Source organism: Streptosporangium vulgare (assembly GCF_042428775.1).
In the GTDB taxonomy this organism is placed as follows: domain Bacteria; phylum Actinomycetota; class Actinomycetes; order Streptosporangiales; family Streptosporangiaceae; genus Streptosporangium; species Streptosporangium vulgare.
Genome location: NZ_JBHMBS010000015.1, coordinates 188807 through 205650, shown reverse-complemented (window position 1 = coordinate 205650; position 16844 = coordinate 188807). Strand labels below are relative to the sequence as shown.

Below are 16844 nucleotides of genomic sequence, written 5' to 3'. Positions count from 1 at the left end.
GTTCTGCGCCAGTACATCGAGCAGCAAAACCGGCCGAGTTAGGGCACGCTCGGGCCTAGCGGCCCTCCCGCGCGGGCCTTCACCCCCGGCCTGAAGGCCGGAGCACTGGCCCGCATTCGGTAGCAGGTAGCAGCCCGGCTCCTGTCGTGGGCGAGCGGTATCGAGCCTGCCACTGTGGAGCAGGCCGCCCGCGAAACGGTGATTCAGCCGAAGACGCCCGAGCTTTGGCCCATCGGACCTCGGCCACCCACCGCTACGCGGGGTCTCACCCGTGAGCGGCGGTGAGGGCGGCGCCCAGCCAGCCGGAGTCGGCGCCGAGTGCCGCGGGCGTGAAGGGAACGCGGGACGCGAAGGGCAGCCGGATGAGGTCGCGGGCGATGCGCACGGCCGACTCGACGTAACCGGGCGCGCCGGTGCCCAGCCCTCCGCCGATGACGACCACCTCGGGGTCGTACGACTGGACCAGTCCGGCGAGGTACGCGCCGAGGTGCCAGGCCGCGTGGTCCACGACGTCTCCGGCGGCGGGAACTCCGTCACGGGCGTCGTCCAGGACGGGTCTGGCGTCTCTCGCGCCCGGCCCCTGGTACGCCTCCGCCAGTGCGGGACCGGAGCAGATGTCTTCCACGGTGCCTGCCTCGCACGTCGGCCAGGGGCAGCGTGCCGGAGGCGCGTACCCGCTGAAGAGCGCGCCGCCATGTGCGCCGGTCAGTACTCGACCGTCGTGCACGAGCGAGTGCGACAGGCCGGTGCCGAGGCTGACGAAGAGGGTGTCGTTCGCGCCGCGCCCGGCGCCGAGCGACCATTCGGCCAGGGCACCGCAGGCGGCGTCGTTCGCGGCGATGACGGAGCCGCTGTCCCGGAGCTCGCAGGGCGTGTCGCCCAGGACGTCGGCGGGCGTCCAGCCGCGCCAGCCGATCCAGGAGGTGAGGTCGCGAAAGCGGCCGTCGCCATCGACCGTGGTGGTGACGGAAAGGCCGACGGCCACGATGGCGAAGGTGTCGCAGGCCCGGCGGAGCAACGTGCGCACGGTGGCGGCGTTGGCCTCGCCCGTGCCGCGGACGGTCGGCTCGACCCCTATCCGGGTGCTGGTGCCGTCGGCGTGCAGAACGCCGACGGCGATCTTCGTGCCGCCGACGTCGACGCCGGCGATGGCTGTGGGCCGGCCCATGTCAGGCGATCACGATCCGGGTGCCGGCGCTCTCGGCCGCGCGGGCTGTCTCGGTCGCGGCGCCCTGCTCATCGGTGACGACGATGTCGACGTCGTCCAGGCCGCACACCTTCGCGTACGTCGTGACGCCGAACTTGCCGCCGTCGGCGACCAGGATGGTGCGGCGGGCGCCGGCCAGGGCGGAACGCTTGACGAACGCGTCGTCGGGGTTGTACTCGGTGACGCCGTTGACCGCGTCCAGGCCGCTCGCACTCATGATGTAGGTGTCGAAGTTGTACTCGGCGAACGCGCGCTGCGTCTCGGTGCCGTACAGCGTGTGCTCCACCGGTCTCACCACGCCGCCCGCGAGCAGGACGGTGAGGCCGGGGTCGTCGGCGAGTTCGGAGGCGATGCGCAGGTCCACGGTGAGGACGCGGATGTTGCGCCTTCCGAGGAGGGCGCGGGCGACGTTCGCGGTGGTGGACCCGGCGTCCAGGATGATCGTCTCGCCCTCGCGGATCTGCTCGGCGGCGGCCTTGCCGATGTGTTGCTTGTTCTCGGCGTTGTTGAGGATGCGTGCCTGATAGCGCGGCGAGTGGCTCTGCGAGACGATGGAGACGGCTCCGCCATGGACACGGCTGAGCGCACCGGCCTGCTCCAGTGCCTCCAGGTCGCGGCGGATGGTCATCTCGGTCATGCCGCTCTCTCGGGCGATGTCGGAGATGCGTAGACGGCCGGTCCGCTGGATCACATCCAGGATGAGGCGGTGCCGGTCGGACTTCTTCATCACGTTCCTCCGGTGAGTGATCGTGTTCAGCGTAGTGCCGGTCGGCGGGACGCGGGGCGGCGCACGGTAGCCGTCCGACGACGGCGCGGGCGCACCTTCGACGCGCCCGCGCCGTCGTCAGCCGGGTCAGCAGGGCACGTAGAACGACTGGGCAATGGCGGGATCGTCCATGTTGTCGAGAGTGGCGACGACGATGTCCGTGTCGACGGTCGGCTGCGTGGCCGAGCCCTTCGCCGCCGCCAGCGCCTGGTCCACCGCGGCGGCGCCGATCTTCGACGGCGCGGGCACGAGGAGCGCCTTGGCGATGCCGTCCCTGAGCAACCCGACCTGATACTCGCGGGCGCCTCCGGCCACCAGGGGGATCTTTCCGGCCCTTCCCGCCTCACGGAGTCCGGTGACCGCGCCTTCGGCGTCGCCGCCGTTGAAGGTCATCACACCTGCCAGCCCGGGGTGCCGGGCCAGCGCCGCGGTCACGATCGAGGCGGACTTGCCCGCGTCGCCCTGGCTGTACTGGATGACCGGCTCGATGTCGGGGTGTTTCGTCATCTCCTTGAGGAACGCCTTGCGTCCTAGATCGTTGGTGGTGACGCCGGGCGGCGAGAAGATCGCCAGGACGGTTCCCCTGTCACCGATGGCCTTGGCGAGCTCCTGAGCACCGAGCGTCCCCATCTGCGTCCAGTTGGCGGATATCTGGGAGGACAGGAACGAGGTGTCGTCGAGCGTCGTGTCCACTGTGACGATCTTGGAGCCGTCCTGGTGCGCCTGCTGGAGCGGGGGCAGGAGAGCCTTGGAGTCGGTCGGCGCGATGATGATGGCGTCCGGCTTCTTCGCGGTGGCGCCGTTGACGATGGGTACCTGCTGCGAGGTGTCGAACGCCTTCGGCCCCAGCAGTTCGAGCGCGACGCCCTTGGCCGCGGCCTCCTTCTTGGCCCCGCACATGAGTGACTGGTAGTAGGCGTCGCCGAGGTTGCCCACGATGAGGGACATGTTGGCGGAGGCGGCGGCCGTGGCCGCGCCGTTGGAGCGTTCCGCGGCGCCGCAGGCGGCGAGGCCCGCGATCACGGACGTGACGAGGGCGGCGTGTCCGATGGCACGCAGGGACGGCTTCATGGGTTTCCTTCGGGGTATGGCCGTTCAGACGGAGCGGCTGCGGCGGATCTTGTCGAGGTAGACGGCGGCGATGAGGACGACGCCCACGGCGACCTGCTGCCAGTAGGGCGTCACGCCCGTGACGACGAACCCGTTCTGCAGCACCGTGGGGATGAAGACGCCGGCGACGGTGCCGACGATGGCGCCCGTTCCGCCGAACAGGCTGGTGCCGCCGAGGACGACGGCGGTGACGGCTTGGAGGTTGTCGGTGGCGTGCCCGGCGAGGGTGGTGGTGGCGAACCGGGCGAGTGACAGGAACCCGGCCAGGCCGGTGAGCCCGCCCGCGATGACATACACCTTCACGAGGTGGAGGTTGACGTTGATGGAGGCGCGTCGGGCGGCCTCCTGACTGGCGCCGATGGCGTACGTGTGGCGGCCGAAGCGGGTGGCCTGCAGCAACACCCCGAAGACGATGGCGACGACCGCGGCCGCCACCACGAGCCACGGCACTCCGAGCAGGCGCTGCGACCCGATGGAGGTGACCGAGGACGGCACGTCCTGCAGGTCGAACCCGCCCGTGATGATGTAGGAGAGCCCGAGCGCCGCACCGAGAGTGCCCAGCGTCGCGATGAAGGCCGGGATTCGCCCATACGCGACGAGCACGCCGTGCAGCACACCCCAGCCCAGGCCACTGGCGACCGCGACGACGCCACCGAGGACGGCCACCCCGGGGCCGTCGCCGCCGAACGCCTGCATGGCCTTGACCGACATCACTCCGGAGAACACCAGCACCGAGCCGGTCGAGAGGTCGATGCCTGCCGTGATCATCGGAAAGTTGATCGCGATGGAGAGGATGAGCAGGATCGAGGCGTCGGTGAGGATGGCCCGCGTGTTGCTCACGCTGGTGAACGAGACGGGCGCGATGGTCGCGAACACGGCGACGATCACGACCAGAATGATGAACGTGACCGTGCTCGGACGTAGCAGGAGGCCGGTCAGCCGAGCGCGCGGGGACTCCGCCACGGTGGCCGGGGCCACCGTGGCGGCACTTGGGGGACTCATCTCATCTCCTCCTGGCGCGCGCCGGTGATGGCGGCGACCACTTCCTGGGTGTTGGTGACGCGGGCGTCGAGCCGGGCGACGCGCCGCCCGAGCCGCAGCACCTCGATCCGGTCGGCGACGTCCAGCACGTCGGGGACGCTGTGGCTGATGAGGACGACCGCGATGCCCCGGTCACGCACCCGTTTGATGAGGTCGAGGACATTCCTGGTCTGGGCCACGCCCAGCGCGGCCGTGGGCTCGTCCATGAAGACGACGCGGTTGGCCCACATGACGGCGCGGCAGACGGCGACCCCCTGACGCTGGCCGCCGGACATGCCGCGGACCGTCTGCCCGCCCGGTGTGACCGTCACCGACAACTCGTTGAAGACCCGCGCGGCCTCGCTGCGCATGGTCTTCTTGTCGAGAAAGCCGAGGCGCCCGAGTAGTCCGGAGCGCATGTGTTCCCTTCCGAGGAACAGGTTGCTGGCCGCGTCGAGGGAGTCGGCGAGCGCGAGGTCCTGGTAGACGGTCTCGATCCCCAGGGCGCGAGCGGCGTCGGGACTTCGCAGCTCGACAGGCTCGCCGTCCATTAGGACTTCGCCGCTGGTCGGGGGCTGGACACCGGAAAGGATCTTGATGAGGGTGCTCTTGCCCGCGCCGTTGTCGCCCATCAGTGCGACCACTTCGCCCGCACCGACCGCGAAGTCGGCGCCGCGCAGCGCCTGCACGTGACCGAACGTCTTCACGACGTTGCGCGCCTCAAGCAACGGCTCTGCCAGTGAGGATGTCATGGCGGAGAGGTTATGTTCATTCAAACATTTATGGCAAGAAGCGAACAGAAAAAACTTTGGATGTAACAGGAAGGTGATAAGTTTGCCACGTGAACTCCTCCTTCGACATGACGCCTCCATACGTGCGCGGCATCGCCCAACAGGTCCACACCCTCGGCGCCATCCTCGACTCCCCGATCCCCGACGACGTCTGCCACCTGGTGCGCGACCGGCTGGCGCGCTACAGCGGCATCGTGTTCACCGGCATGGGCTCGGGGCCGTTCGCGTCCTACCCGGCGTGGCTGAGGCTCGTATCGGCCGGCGTGCCCGCCTGGATCGTCGAGACCGCCGAGTTGATCAACTACGCGCCCGGCCTTCTCACCCCCGACAAGCTGCTGGTGGTCGTCTCGCAGTCGGGTGAGTCGGCGGAGGTGCTCGCCCTGCTCGACACGCTCGGCCCGAAGCGCCCCGCGATCCTGGCGGTGGTGAACAACCTGAGCTCGCCGCTCGCTCGCAGCGCGGACGTCGTCTATCCCCTCCACGTAGGGGCCGCGCGCGAGGACACAGCCGGCACGGGGACGTACATCAACACGATCGTGGCCGGCGCGCGCCTGGTGGACGCCGCGCTCGGCGAAGATCATTCAGCGGACTTCACGCCTGCCGTGTCCGAGGTGCGGCGGTACGTCGAGGCCCTCGACGATCACCTTGACGTCGCCCGCCCGCTGGAACTGGCCAGTCGCACATTCGTGGTGCTGGGCCGCGGCCCGTCGCTGGCGTCGGCGCGCACCGGGGCGCTGCTCGTGAAGGAGGCGGGCAAGGTGCACGCGGAGGCGCTGGCCACCAGCGAGTTCCGTCACGGCCCGCTCGACCTCGTGGACGACCGCTTCACGGCCGTCATGCTGGCGGGGGCGCGGGCGACGGCGCCGCTCAACCGGCGCATGGCGCAGGACATTCTCGACCGCGACGGGCAGGTGCTCTGGGTCGGGCCGGGCGAGGGGCCCGGGGTGAACCTCGCGGCCCCCGCCCTCACCGGCGCGGCCCGGCCGATCGCCGAGATTCTGCCGCTGCAGATGCTGAGCGTTGCGAGTGCCCTGGACAACGGGCTGCAGCCGGGCGCGTTCCGCCATGCCAGCCGCGTGACCCGCGTCCTGTGAAGAGGGAGAGACGGCGCTGAGTTCACACCCCCTGAGGGGGGACTGTAGAAAAAACGGCTTGACTCCTGACCAGGGAGGACGGCCCGCGATCATGGCCGGGATCCGGCGGCGTCCCGGTCATCCGGCCGGTGGACCGCTCGCGGCCGGCGACGGGCCACCAGCGGGTGGCGGGCCGAGCGCAGCCGGTGACGGGCCGTCCATAGCAGGTGGCGGGCCGAGCGCGTGGCCGATGCGCGCGTGCAGTGTCCTGAAGCGCTCGGCGAGCTCGGCCGGTTCGTGGACGGTGAAGTCGAAGCCGAGCAGGGTCACGTGCAGGGCGAGCCCGTCGAGGGAGTTCGAGCCGACCCACAGGGTGCAGCTGCGCTCGTCGACCGCTTCGATCACCCCTGTTTCGGCCGACACCCGTTCGGCCACCAGTGCCGCCGGGGCGTACATGGTGAACCGCGCCCGGTGGCGGTACCGGCCGACGCCCACGGCCCAGGACGCGTACCCGCCGATGTCGTCGGCGGGCGGCTCGCGGGGGCCGAACCGGGGTCCGGCCGGGGTCCGGGGCCGCAGCCGGTCGACCCGGAAGGTCCGCCAGTCCGCCCGGCCGAGGTCGTAGGCCACCAGGTACCAGCGGCGCCCGGCGTGGACGAGCTTGTGCGGCTCGACCGTGCGGGTGCTCTCGGCGCCGTCATGGCCGCGGTAGTCCATGCGCAGCCGCTGGTGGTCGCGGCAGGCCGCGGCGATCGTGGTCAGCGCCTCGGCCGAGACGACGGCGCCCGGCCGGTGCTGGGCCACGATGGCCGCGTCCAGCGTCGAGACCCGGTAACGCAGCCGGGGAGGCAGGATCTGTTCCAGTTTCGCCAGAACCCGTACCGACGTCTCCTCGATCCCGGCCACCGCGGCGTTGGCCGCGGTGCGCAACCCCACCGCGACCGCGACGGCCTCCTCGTCGTCGAGCAGCAGCGGCGGCATGGCGGCCCCGGCGCCCAGCCGGTATCCGCCGACGTTCCCGATCGTGGCGTGCACCGGATAGCCGAGCTCGCGCAGCCGATCGACGTCACGGCGCACGGTGCGCACCGTCACCCCCAGCCGCTCGGCCAGCTGCGGACCGGTCCAGTCCCGGCGCTGCTGCAACAACGACAACAGCCGGAGCAACCGGGCGGATGTTTCGAGCATGCCCCCATTGTGCGTCGCAACGAGGACAGTAACTGACCTCGTTGGCTGACATGATCGTCTCAGTCGCCGCCGCTGACCGGAGCGGACTCCGGACGGCGCGGTTTCAGCACGTCCTTCGCCCGGAACACCGGCTCGTGGGTCTTCGGGCGGGCTCGTGACCGGGCCCCGCGACGTGCACACGCCCAGCCAGGGCACCACCCCACGCGCGAGGCCGAGCGCTTCGTGCCGACACGGAGGAGTCATGTGTTGAACAGCGACATCACGCCGTTCCAGGTCCACATCCCGCAATCGGAGCTGGACGACCTGCGGCGGCGGCTGTCCGCCGTTCGCTGGCCCGGCCAGATCCCGGACGTCGGCTGGAGCCGCGGCGTGCCGCTGGATCACCTGAAGGAGCTGACCGAGTACTGGGCCACGACGTACGACTGGCGCGCGACGGAGAAGCGGTTCAACAGCCACCCGCAGTTCACCACCCACATCGACGGGATCGACCTGCACTTCCTGCACGTCCGCTCACCCCACCCGCAGGCGTTCCCGCTGATCCTCGCGCACGGCTGGCCCGGGTCGATCGCGGAGTTCCTGGAGGTGATCGAGCCGCTGACCAACCCCGGCGACCCGGCCGACGCCTTCCACCTCGTGATCCCCTCGCACCCGAACTTCGGGTTCACCGGCCCGGCCGCGGCGGGCTGGGACTCGCGCCGCATCGCCACCGCCTACGCCGAGCTGATGGCCCGGCTCGGCTATGACAGGTACGGGGCACAGGGCGGCGACTTCGGCGCAATCATCGCGCCCGATCTCGGGCGGGTGGACCCCGAACGCGTCGCGGGCGTGCACGTCAACGCGGCCACCGTCGGGTTCATCCCGTTCGGCGACGTGCCCGCCGACACGGTGCTCACCGACGCCGAGCAGGTCAGGCTCGACCGGATGAACCGATTCCTCTCCGACGGCAACGGCTACTTCCAGATCCAGGCCACCCGCCCGCACACGCTCGGCTTCGGCCTGGCCGACTCCCCGGTCGGCCAGCTCGCCTGGATCGGCGAGAAGTTCCACGACTGGGCCCACCCCGCGGGCTCGATCGGAGCCGACCATGTCGTCACCCACGCGATGATCTACTGGCTGACCAACACCGGCACGTCCTCGGCCCAGATGTACTACGAGTCCATGCACACCGGCAGCTGGCCCACGCCTTCCCGGGTGCCCACCGGCGTGGCCAACTTCGCCGAGGACATCGCGATCCGCCCCTTCGCCGAACCGCTGAACAACATCACCCGCTGGACCGAGTACGACCGCGGCGGGCACTTCGCCGCGCTCGAGGTCCCCGACCTGTTCGTGGACGAGCTGCGCGCCTTCTTCCGCACCGTCCGCTGAGCACGCGGTCCCCGGCAGACTTTCGGCGACAACACGTCAGCTCGGGGAATGGAGGGCGTGGAGAAGAGGAAACCGCGCCCTCGCCGGTCGTTCACCCGCGAGTTCGAGACCGGGATCGTCGAAGACCTCCCCCGTCCGACGGCGAGACGGATTGGCGGGGGCCTGCGCTGTCCCGGCTCACAGCCTGAGCGCTTCCGTCACGCGCCCAGCCAGGTCATCCTCGGTCATCGTGATGTCGACCTCGATGACGCGCAGCTGGAGAGACCTCGTTTGCTCGTAGAGCCGTTCGGTGAACATCCGATCGCGCTCCAGCAGGTTACGCAGGGCCCTCTCCGGATCACCGGTCTTGCGGGCGATGTCCCACGTCGAGCCCCTGCTGTCGATCGCGGCCCGGCGGAAGCCGGGCGTCGGAAGGAGCCAGACGGCCTGACTGGGCGTGGTGAGGAGAGGCATCACGAGGTGCGGCAACAGCCGGAAGCCCTCGACGATCACACCGGGTTTTTCCGGGAGGCGAAGGAGATCTTCGACGATCAGGTGAAAGCCTTCCCCCCGAAACCAGTGGAACGTCTCCAGCATGGTCTCCGGAGATCTGTCGACCCATCGCTCGTCCATGTCCATGGCCTGGAACTCGCTCAGGAACGGGCTGTCTTCGGGCGTGCTGCGACCGGCGTGATCCGGCATCACCTCATCGGTCGCGTAGAGCCGCAGACCGTGTCGGGCCGCTATGCGCCGGGCGATGGTCGACTTGCCCGCACCGCTTCCGCCACCGATCCAGTAGACGTGCCGCAGCCGTGCCCGCAGCGCCGCGGCGTCGGCGGCCCCCGCGTGGTGTTCAGGTCGGATCGCATCGTTCACGGCGGCTCCTCAGATGTGTCGGCTGACGTGTGCCGCGTACCTGGTCCAGTCGCCGGCGAAGGCGCGTTGCCAGGCGGCGGTCACGGTGAGGTGGATGGTCAACGGCCGAGGGCGCGGCCGATGAGGTCGGCGACCTCGATGGGGAGGCACGGAAGCGGGTAGCGGGCGGTGGTCTCGACGGAGGTGTGGCCGAGGAGGGCGTGGTCGGCGCCGCCTTCCCGGAACCGGGTGGGTAGGTACCGGGTGGCGTAGGTACCGGGTGGCGTAGGTGTGGCGCGACCGGTCCCGGCGCCGAGCCGATACGGCACACCGGTCCGAACCGGCCGCGGGTTCTCGGGTTCTCGCACATCATGCCGAGTCTGCCGCACCGGTACCGCGACCGGACGGTGCCGGTCGGAGACGCCGCGCGCGCACCGTCCAACACCTGCGGCCAAGGGGCCTCCTTCGCCGTCGAAAGCGCGGTCCAGCCGGTCCGCTGTCTACGCGATCTCCCCACCACGCTCGTCACGTCCGGGACAACCACTCCCCCGCACGTGCCACATCACCCTCACCCCGCCCGCCCGGGAAGACCGTTTGCTCGCCGCCTCCTCGCCGCCTCCTCGCCGCCTCCTCGCCGCGCCGAGCTCTCTGGGCGACGCCAAATCTTTACAGGGCATCACCAGGAAGCGTGCGCGGGCGCGTTCACGGGCCGAGGCGATGCGAGGCTGAGGTGAGGGTCGGCCTCGCATGGCGAGAACAGGGGTGATTCGATGAAGATCGACCGATTCGGCGGGCCGGTGCTCTCGCTCTTCCGCATGGTGACGGGCTTCCTCTTCCTCTGCCACGGCGTGGCGTCGATGTTCGGCGTCTTCGGCGGCCACCCCGTCACCGGCCGGGCCGTCGACTTCGCCGTCTGGCCCGACTGGTGGGCCGCGCTCATCCAGGTGCTCTGCGGCGGACTCGTCCTCGCCGGACTCCTCACCCGCCCCGCCGCGATCCTCGCGTCCGGCTCGATGGCGTACGCGTTCTTCGTGGTGCACCTGCCGCAGGAGCTCCTGCCGCTGCGCAACGGCGGTGAGCCGTCGGCGATGTACTGCTGGTCGTTCCTGCTCATCGCCGTGCTGGGCGCGGGCCCGTGGGCGCTCGACAGCCTGCTCCGGCGCCACCGGGACGACTACCCGGAGCACGACCCCGCCCATGTCCCCGTGCGTTCCGGGGGAGGTTCCGGGGAAAACTGACCGCCCGCCACCGGGGCCCGGACCGCTACGCGGCGGAAAAACCGTACTTTTCTCATCTCCTTCACGGGATTCGCGAAAAGCCCACGTCAGCGCGTGCGGACCGGCTCGGGGCGAAGGTCGGCGCGGCCGTACGGCGTGGCGCGCGAGAGCACGTTTCCGCAGGTCAGGCAGAACATGAATGCACGTTTCACGTTTGCCAAACCCGGATCGCGTGGTCAAGGATGAAGCATCTCCAATCGAGCCCCCGGCCAGGGGTTCATTTGGCATGCCACCCACCGCCCGCGCCCACCCCGAGGAGGGGACGATGATCCATGCCCGAGGGCTGACCAGGCGATTCAAGGTGAGGAAGGGAAGCGTCGACGCCGTACGCGGCCTCGACATCGATGTGGAGGCGGGCCAGCTGGTGGCCTTTCTCGGTCCCAACGGTGCCGGGAAGTCCACCAGCCTGCGCATGCTGACCTCCCTGCTCCCGCCGACGTCGGGAACCGCGGTCGTCGCGGGCCGCGACGTCGTGTCGGACCCGGCGGGGGTCCGCGCCCGCATCGGGTACGTCGGCCAGAAGAACGGCTCCGGCGAGAACTTCCGCGTCCGCGATGAGCTGGTGACCCAGGCACGCTGCTACGGCCTCCGCCGGACCGAGGCGCACCGGCGGGCCGACGAGATCCTCGGCCTGCTGGACCTGGAGCCGCTGGCCACCCGCAAGCCCGGCACCCTGTCGGGCGGCCAGCGCCGCCGCCTCGACATCGCGCTGGGGCTCATCCACCGGCCCGAGCTGCTGTTCCTGGACGAACCCTCGACCGGTCTCGACCCGCAGAGCCGCGCCAACATCTGGGAGCACATCCTGCGGCTGCGCGAGCTGCACGGCACGACCCTCTTCCTCACCACCCACTACCTGGAGGAGGCCGACAGCATGGCCGAACGGGTCGTGATCATCGACCACGGCCGGATCATCGCCGACGGGACGGCCGAGCGGCTGAAGGGCGACCTCGCCGGTGACCGCATCACGATCACCGTCCACGACGAGCCGGGGGCGGCGAGGGCCGCCGGGATCGCGGAGCGGATCGCCGGTCCCGGCGCGGTCACCGTCGACGGGACGACGGTGCGGCTGCGGGTGCCCCACGCGGGCGCGGCGCTGCCGGAGTATCTCCGGTCGCTGGAGTCGTCCGGGGTGAAGGTCGGCACCGCCGAGACCACCCGTCCCACGCTGGACGACGTGTTCCTCGCGCTGACCGGCCGCAGCCTGCGCGAGAGCGACGGGACCGGCGAGCTCTCGGGCGGGACCGGCGGCCCCTCGAACAGGACCGGCGGATCCTCGCACGCCCCGGGCGACGTTTGACCGTCCCCGCCGTCTTCGGCTCATTAGCCGCCCCCGCCGTCTCCGGCGTTCTCGCCACACTCGCCGTCCCCGCCGTCTCCGGCGATCTCGGCGTCCCTCGACGTCCCCGCCGAGCCCGACGTCCTGGGATCCCCTCGTCCCCCTCGTCCCCGGCGATCCCGGCGATCCTCTTCCCTCCCCCACCGGTCAGAAAGGCCACACCGTGAGCGCGCAGTTCTTCCGCGACACCGGAACCGTCTTCTCCCGCGAGTTCGCCCCCGTGGTGCGCGAACCCCTCGGGCTCCTCTTCACCATGGGCCAGCCGCTGCTGTTCCTGTTCCTGTTCGGCCCGCTGCTCGGGGGAACCGGAGGCTTCGGGGGCTCGCCGTGGCAGTGGTTCGTACCCGGCATCCTGATCATGTTGTGCCTGTCCGGGCCGATGATGGCCGGATACTCCCTGCTGATCGATCTGATCGGCGGCTCGATGGAGCGCATGCTGGTCACCCCGCTGAACCGCACGGCGATGCTGGTCGGCCGGACGATGAAGGAGTTCGCCGTCCTGCTGGCCCAGGCCGTGCTGATCATCGTCCTCGCGGTGCCGCTGGGCTTCCGCCCGCACCTCACGGGCGTGCTCGCCGGCCTCGCGGTGCTGATCGTGTTCGGGATCGGCCTGGGCGCGCTCTCCTTCGCCCTCGCGATCGCGTCCAGCCCGGGTGGTGATCTGTTCTACGGGGTCACCCAGATGGTGATGTTCCCGCTGATGCTGCTGTCGGGCGTACTGCTGCCGATGGACTCGGGCCCGGGGTGGCTCCAGGCCGTCGCCACGCTGAACCCGGTCTCCTACGTCGTCGAGGCGGAACGGGCGCTGTTCTCCGGCCGTTTCACGGACATGTCGGTGCTGTACGGGACGCTCTGCGCCTGCGCCGTCGCCGCGGTGGGCCTGGCGATCGGCACCAGGGCGATGAGCCGCGGCGTCTGACGCCCCGGAACCGGCCGGGAACCGGTTCCGGGGCCCGGGAACCTCCGTACGGCCTGGGTTCGCGGCCGGGGCACCGATGTGCCCGGCCGCCCGTCGCGGAGGCGCGCACCTCGGCGGGGCGCGGGAGCGGGTACGGAGAACGGCCGGCCGCCCGGGAGGTCCCGGGCGACCGGCCGGTCAGGTCAACGACGCCGGAGACGCGCGCCGTGGCGGAGGATCACCACGGGGACGGCGCCGGCGGCGCGACGACCGGCGGGCGGTCGTCACAGGTGATGGTGTTCGGCAGCAGCCACGGGGCGAGCCAGGCTCCGGTGGTGCCGCCGCCGTCGTTGCCGCCGAGGTCCGTCAGCGAGAACTCCGAACCGGTGGGCGGGAAGTTGAACGAGCCGCAGTTGTTGACGCCGACCGCGCCGACGTTGCGGGCGTCCACGTTCTCGAAGGAGGCGGCCCCCTTCACCCGGGCGCTCACCACCGACGTGCCGGTGCCGTCGACCCTGATGTCCTTGAAGTGGACGTTCGTGATCGAGTAGAGATCCTTCACGCCCCAGTCACTGACCAGCATGATCGCGTTGTAGGTGTTGTCGAGGAAGTGGTTCCCGACCACCTGGATGTCCGCCTCGATGTTCTTGTCGAGCGCGTAGAACCAGATGGCTCCCAGGCCGATCCTCCAGTTCAGCTCGAACGTGCCGGCCCGGACCGTGGTGTTGTCCTTGACCGACAGTTTCCCGGCGAACGCCTCGGCGCCGAAGCGGGAGCCGACGTGGATGCCGCTGCCCTCGCGGATCGGGTCGGCGACGAGGTTGTTCGAGACGGTGTTGTCCGTGCCGCCGTAGACGGCGATGCCGTTCGCGAGGGTCGGCGTCTGCACGGTGTTGCGGTCGAACGTGTTGCGGGCGTTTGCGATCTTCTCGGACCACAGGGCGAGGCCGTCGTCACCGGTGTTGCGGGTGAAGTTGTTCGACACGACCGAGTCCGTGACGCCGCCGTGGAAGTTGAGGGCGTCGGCGATCTGGTCGACGATGATGTTGTTCGTGATCTTCAGGTTCCTCATCGGCCCGTCGAACCACATGCCCACCTTGGTGCGGTGGATGTAGAGGCCGTCGACGGTCGAGTCGCTCAGCGCCCCGCCGATGCCGTTCACCTGGTCGGTGTCGATGCGCTCGCGGACGTCACCCTCGATCGCGAAGCCGGACAGGTGCACGTTCCTGCTGCCGCCGTCCGCCGCGTCCTTGCCGTAGAAGCCGACGCCGGTGTGCACCGAGCCGTCGGGGGCCGGGGCGGGAAGGGCGACCTCCTTGCCCTTGATGACCGTGTACCAGTTGCCGGCGCCCTCGATCGTCACGTCGTCGACGATGATGTGGCGGTTCACCTGGTAGACGCCCGGCGGGATGTAGACCTTGAGGCGGTTGCGCTTGGCGAAGGCGATCGCCCTGTCGATCGCGTCGGCGGAGTCGCGCCTGCCCAGCGGGTCGGCGCCGAACGCCAGCACGTTCGCCGCGACGAGCCTGACGTGCGGCGCGCCGACGAGCTCGGAGTCGAGCAGGTCGATGATCGTCCACGCCGCGTTGCTCCCGGCCGGGACCGTGAGCCGCACCTTGTCACCCGCGCGGTACGTCCTGCCGAGCAGGAGACGCTGCTCGTCGTAGAAGTGGGTCGGGCGGAACGGCTTCGTGATCGTCGGAGCGGGCGTCGTGGCGCTGGGCACGCAGGCGCACTCGGTGATCCACCAGTCGGGGTGCAGCAGGTCCGCGTTCGGGTCGTTCGTGAACGGATACTGGTTGTACAGCCACGAGTACTGCGACGTGAGGGTCATCACCCTCTTGCCCGCGCCGTTCACCGTGACGTTGAGCGGCGCGGTGATGCCGCCCCCGTTGGGGGCGTCCGGAATGCTGTAACGCACGGTGATCGCGTTGGCCGCCTTCGGCAGCGTGAACTCGACGTGCTGTCCCGGCGTCAGCCTGACCGCCTTACGACCGGACGCCTCTCCCGCCAGCGTGTACGCGGCGCGGTCCGGGCCGATGGCCGTGCCGTTCGTCGTGGCGTTCTCCGCCTCCTGCTCGGCGAAGGCGACGGCGGCGCCCCGGCCCGCGACGAGTGACGGGTCGAGGGCGGCGCGCGTCACCACGGGAGCCGGTGCCCCGCCCGTACCGGCGAGTGCCGGGGCGCCGGGCACGACGCCGAGACCGAGGGAGGCCGCGATCACCGCCGCGACCCCCGCCGATGCCCTCCGCGGTGGCCTGCCTGTCCATCTCGCCACAGCTCCTGTGATGCTCCGTGACATCGGATGCTCGTTTCTCTCGGGGGGTGAACACCTGAAGGCGCTCGGGGCGGAGCGAACGCCACGAGGGTGAGGTGACAGTAGGACTCCGATGCCTCGTTCCACAAGGTTCCTGCGAAATAGTTTCGTAATCTTGCTCTATAGCTGCGGATACCTCTTAGCTTCTTGCAGCGCCTGTCATGAGTCGTTGCGATGTTTCGCAACGCACGACCTGCCGCGATACGAAGTGAAACGCGGCCCGGAAGGCCACCGAAGATCGCAGCTCCTGACTCCGCCCCGAACAGGACCCTGCCGGGACTCACCGGCACGCGGGGACCGGGCCGCGAAACCGCCGGGCCGGGCACACGGTCGCCTCACAAGACCGGCCGGGCCGGATGCACGACCACAGGAGGCAGGTGCGGACCACAGGAGACGGGTGCGAGCGCGGGACGCGGACGCAGGTCACGGTCACGGCCGCAGAGGGCGGTCGCGGGCGCAGGACGCAAGCGCGGTCGCGGTCACAGAAGGCGGGGGACGGGCCCCAGGAGGTGGGGACGACGTCGCGCATCTCATCCTCCCCAATGTCCGACAGCGGACACTCAGGGTTATCGATTGATCACCCTGGGTACGACGCCGTGGCATGCTCACAAACCCCCATGAAAGGGCTCCTATGGCATCCCCCCGCATGACCGTCGTCCGCGTCGCCGCCCTCCTCACGGCCCTCGCCGTGCAGCTGCTCCTCCCGACCGCGGCCCACGCGGACAGCCACTACGTCTGCACGGACGGGACCCGCTTCCAGCTCTCACAGACGCTGGGCTACCACGTCCTGGCGACCGGCTGCACGGGCAGCGGGGAGGAGAGCCCGGTCACCATCGTCATCTCGTCGGGCTACTACGCGGGCGAACACTTCTGCGAGCAACTGCTGGCCCAGGGGCCGACCCTGGTCAGCGGCATGCGATGCACCTGACGTCCTCGCCCCTCCCCCCAACGGGACCGGGACCAGGACCAGGACCGGCGATCGCCCGCGGTCATGCGGGGACCCGCCCCCTCCCCGGGAACGGGTCCCCGCCCACGTCCGGCGCCCCTTCGGAAACGTCCCCTCCCCGGCCTTCGTGATCAGCCGCTCCACGGACGGACCCGGCGCCGTTTCCCGGTGTTCCACTCCCTGGCGTTCTACTTCCCGGCGTTCCGCTTGCCAGCGTCCCGCTTCCCGATGGTCCGCGAACTCACCTTCCGGTCCGGCCGTCCGCCCGGGATCCCCCGGCCGGCCGTTCCGCCTCGTGGGCGCGCGTCCGGGTGCTCCCGCTGATCGCGAGCAGCCCGGCGGCCACGACGCCGGAGAAGATCAGGGGAAGGTGGTTCGCTCCGTCCGCGAAGGCTCCGCGCGTGATGTACGTGCAGAGGGACACCGTCCAGACGGCCGCCGCCCAGGCGAGGGCGAATATCATCGCCGGCACGGCGAGCCGGCCCCGCAGGGTCGCCGAGACCGGCAGAAGTACGGTGAGGACGACATCGGGCACCAGGAACGGGTTCCCGGAACGTATCGCGTCCGAGGTGACGAAGTAGTAGATCATCACCACCGTCAGCACGCCGCTCGTCCACCGGGCGACCGTCATCGCGTTCCTGGTCGTCATAGCGGGCATCGCCCTCCGCTTCTCCGTTCGGTCAGACGTCGTTTCGCCTGACGTTCGAAGTGTGCGGCGG

The 16844-nt window shown here is 70.2% G+C and carries 16 protein-coding genes; 6 read left to right on the top strand and 10 right to left on the bottom strand.

Features of this window, described 5'->3' with window-relative positions:
• Nucleotides 1-265: 265 nt before the first annotated feature.
• The 5 genes from ACFFRH_RS28440 to ACFFRH_RS28420 all read right to left on the bottom strand — a co-directional run bounded on the left by ACFFRH_RS28440 (nt 266) and on the right by ACFFRH_RS28420 (nt 4855).
• The gene (locus ACFFRH_RS28440) at nt 266-1168 is read right to left on the bottom strand and encodes an ROK family protein (protein WP_344744528.1); all 903 of its coding nucleotides are present in this window, start codon (nt 1166-1168) and stop codon (nt 266-268) included.
• 1 nt (nt 1169) lies between these two features.
• A complete protein-coding gene (locus tag ACFFRH_RS28435; protein ID WP_344744526.1) occupies nt 1170-1934 on the bottom strand; it encodes a DeoR/GlpR family DNA-binding transcription regulator in 765 nt (254 codons plus the stop codon).
• A gap of 126 nt (nt 1935-2060) precedes the next feature.
• On the bottom strand, nt 2061-3044 hold the full coding sequence (locus ACFFRH_RS28430) for a substrate-binding domain-containing protein (protein WP_344744525.1): 984 nt from the start codon (nt 3042-3044) through the stop codon (nt 2061-2063).
• A 24-nt stretch (nt 3045-3068) separates the two neighbouring features.
• A complete protein-coding gene (locus tag ACFFRH_RS28425; RefSeq protein WP_344744523.1) occupies nt 3069-4085 on the bottom strand; it encodes an ABC transporter permease in 1017 nt (338 codons plus the stop codon).
• Entirely contained in the window at nt 4082-4855 is a 774-nt protein-coding gene (locus ACFFRH_RS28420) for an ATP-binding cassette domain-containing protein (RefSeq protein ID WP_344744522.1), read from the bottom strand. Before ACFFRH_RS28420 ends, ACFFRH_RS28425 begins: the two co-directional genes overlap by 4 nt.
• Before the next feature lie 89 nt (nt 4856-4944).
• Here ACFFRH_RS28420 and ACFFRH_RS28415 point away from each other — a divergent pair, with 89 nt between their 5' ends.
• Entirely contained in the window at nt 4945-5988 is a 1044-nt protein-coding gene (locus ACFFRH_RS28415; protein ID WP_344744521.1) for an SIS domain-containing protein, read from the top strand.
• Nucleotides 5989-6105: 117 nt separating this feature from the next.
• Here ACFFRH_RS28415 and ACFFRH_RS28410 read toward each other — a convergent pair whose 3' ends face one another.
• A complete protein-coding gene (locus ACFFRH_RS28410) occupies nt 6106-7152 on the bottom strand; it encodes a helix-turn-helix transcriptional regulator (protein WP_386160831.1) in 1047 nt (348 codons plus the stop codon).
• A 243-nt stretch (nt 7153-7395) separates the two neighbouring features.
• Between ACFFRH_RS28410 and ACFFRH_RS28405 the strand changes: the two genes are divergently transcribed.
• Nucleotides 7396-8517 (top strand): epoxide hydrolase family protein, encoded by a 1122-nt coding sequence (locus ACFFRH_RS28405; RefSeq protein WP_386160829.1) that lies wholly within the window; start codon nt 7396-7398, stop codon nt 8515-8517.
• Nucleotides 8518-8694: 177 nt separating this feature from the next.
• Here the strand turns inward: ACFFRH_RS28405 and ACFFRH_RS28400 are convergent, their stop codons facing one another.
• A complete protein-coding gene (locus ACFFRH_RS28400) occupies nt 8695-9372 on the bottom strand; it encodes a hypothetical protein (RefSeq protein ID WP_344744519.1) in 678 nt (225 codons plus the stop codon).
• Nucleotides 9373-9470: 98 nt separating this feature from the next.
• A complete protein-coding gene (locus ACFFRH_RS28395) occupies nt 9471-9680 on the bottom strand; it encodes a hypothetical protein (RefSeq protein WP_344744518.1) in 210 nt (69 codons plus the stop codon).
• 441 nt (nt 9681-10121) lie between these two features.
• Here ACFFRH_RS28395 and ACFFRH_RS28390 point away from each other — a divergent pair, with 441 nt between their 5' ends.
• The 3 genes from ACFFRH_RS28390 to ACFFRH_RS28380 all read left to right on the top strand — a co-directional run bounded on the left by ACFFRH_RS28390 (nt 10122) and on the right by ACFFRH_RS28380 (nt 12883).
• On the top strand, nt 10122-10589 hold the full coding sequence (locus tag ACFFRH_RS28390; protein WP_344744517.1) for a DoxX family protein: 468 nt from the start codon (nt 10122-10124) through the stop codon (nt 10587-10589).
• Nucleotides 10590-10893: 304 nt separating this feature from the next.
• The gene (locus ACFFRH_RS28385) at nt 10894-11925 is read left to right on the top strand and encodes an ATP-binding cassette domain-containing protein (RefSeq protein WP_344744515.1); all 1032 of its coding nucleotides are present in this window, start codon (nt 10894-10896) and stop codon (nt 11923-11925) included.
• 202 nt (nt 11926-12127) lie between these two features.
• Nucleotides 12128-12883 (top strand): ABC transporter permease, encoded by a 756-nt coding sequence (locus tag ACFFRH_RS28380; RefSeq protein ID WP_344744514.1) that lies wholly within the window; start codon nt 12128-12130, stop codon nt 12881-12883.
• A gap of 217 nt (nt 12884-13100) precedes the next feature.
• On the opposite strand, the gene ACFFRH_RS28375 is transcribed toward ACFFRH_RS28380, so the two are convergent.
• On the bottom strand, nt 13101-15140 hold the full coding sequence (locus ACFFRH_RS28375; protein WP_386160825.1) for a glycosyl hydrolase family 28-related protein: 2040 nt from the start codon (nt 15138-15140) through the stop codon (nt 13101-13103).
• 685 nt (nt 15141-15825) lie between these two features.
• Here ACFFRH_RS28375 and ACFFRH_RS28370 point away from each other — a divergent pair.
• Complete coding sequence (locus ACFFRH_RS28370; RefSeq protein WP_386160823.1) at nt 15826-16107, top strand: hypothetical protein; 282 nt, start codon at nt 15826-15828, stop codon at nt 16105-16107.
• 259 nt (nt 16108-16366) lie between these two features.
• On the opposite strand, the gene ACFFRH_RS28365 is transcribed toward ACFFRH_RS28370, so the two are convergent.
• Nucleotides 16367-16783, bottom strand: coding sequence for a hypothetical protein (locus ACFFRH_RS28365; protein ID WP_386160821.1), 417 nt, complete (start codon nt 16781-16783; stop codon nt 16367-16369).
• Between the last annotated feature and the right edge of the window lie 61 nt (nt 16784-16844).

Bases quoted from the DNA above. Each gene is read 5' to 3' on its own strand.
- ACFFRH_RS28440 (WP_344744528.1), bottom strand. From the start codon at position 1,168: ATGGGCCGGCCCACAGCCATCGCCGGCGTCGACGTCGGCGGCACGAAG.
- ACFFRH_RS28435 (WP_344744526.1), bottom strand. From the start codon at position 1,934: ATGAAGAAGTCCGACCGGCACCGCCTCATCCTGGATGTGATCCAGCGG.
- ACFFRH_RS28430 (WP_344744525.1), bottom strand. From the start codon at position 3,044: ATGAAGCCGTCCCTGCGTGCCATCGGACACGCCGCCCTCGTCACGTCC.
- ACFFRH_RS28425 (WP_344744523.1), bottom strand. From the start codon at position 4,085: ATGAGTCCCCCAAGTGCCGCCACGGTGGCCCCGGCCACCGTGGCGGAG.
- ACFFRH_RS28420 (WP_344744522.1), bottom strand. From the start codon at position 4,855: ATGACATCCTCACTGGCAGAGCCGTTGCTTGAGGCGCGCAACGTCGTG.
- ACFFRH_RS28410 (WP_386160831.1), bottom strand. From the start codon at position 7,152: ATGCTCGAAACATCCGCCCGGTTGCTCCGGCTGTTGTCGTTGTTGCAG.
- ACFFRH_RS28390 (WP_344744517.1), top strand. From the start codon at position 10,122: ATGAAGATCGACCGATTCGGCGGGCCGGTGCTCTCGCTCTTCCGCATG.
- ACFFRH_RS28385 (WP_344744515.1), top strand. From the start codon at position 10,894: ATGATCCATGCCCGAGGGCTGACCAGGCGATTCAAGGTGAGGAAGGGA.
- ACFFRH_RS28370 (WP_386160823.1), top strand. From the start codon at position 15,826: ATGACCGTCGTCCGCGTCGCCGCCCTCCTCACGGCCCTCGCCGTGCAG.
- ACFFRH_RS28365 (WP_386160821.1), bottom strand. From the start codon at position 16,783: ATGCCCGCTATGACGACCAGGAACGCGATGACGGTCGCCCGGTGGACG.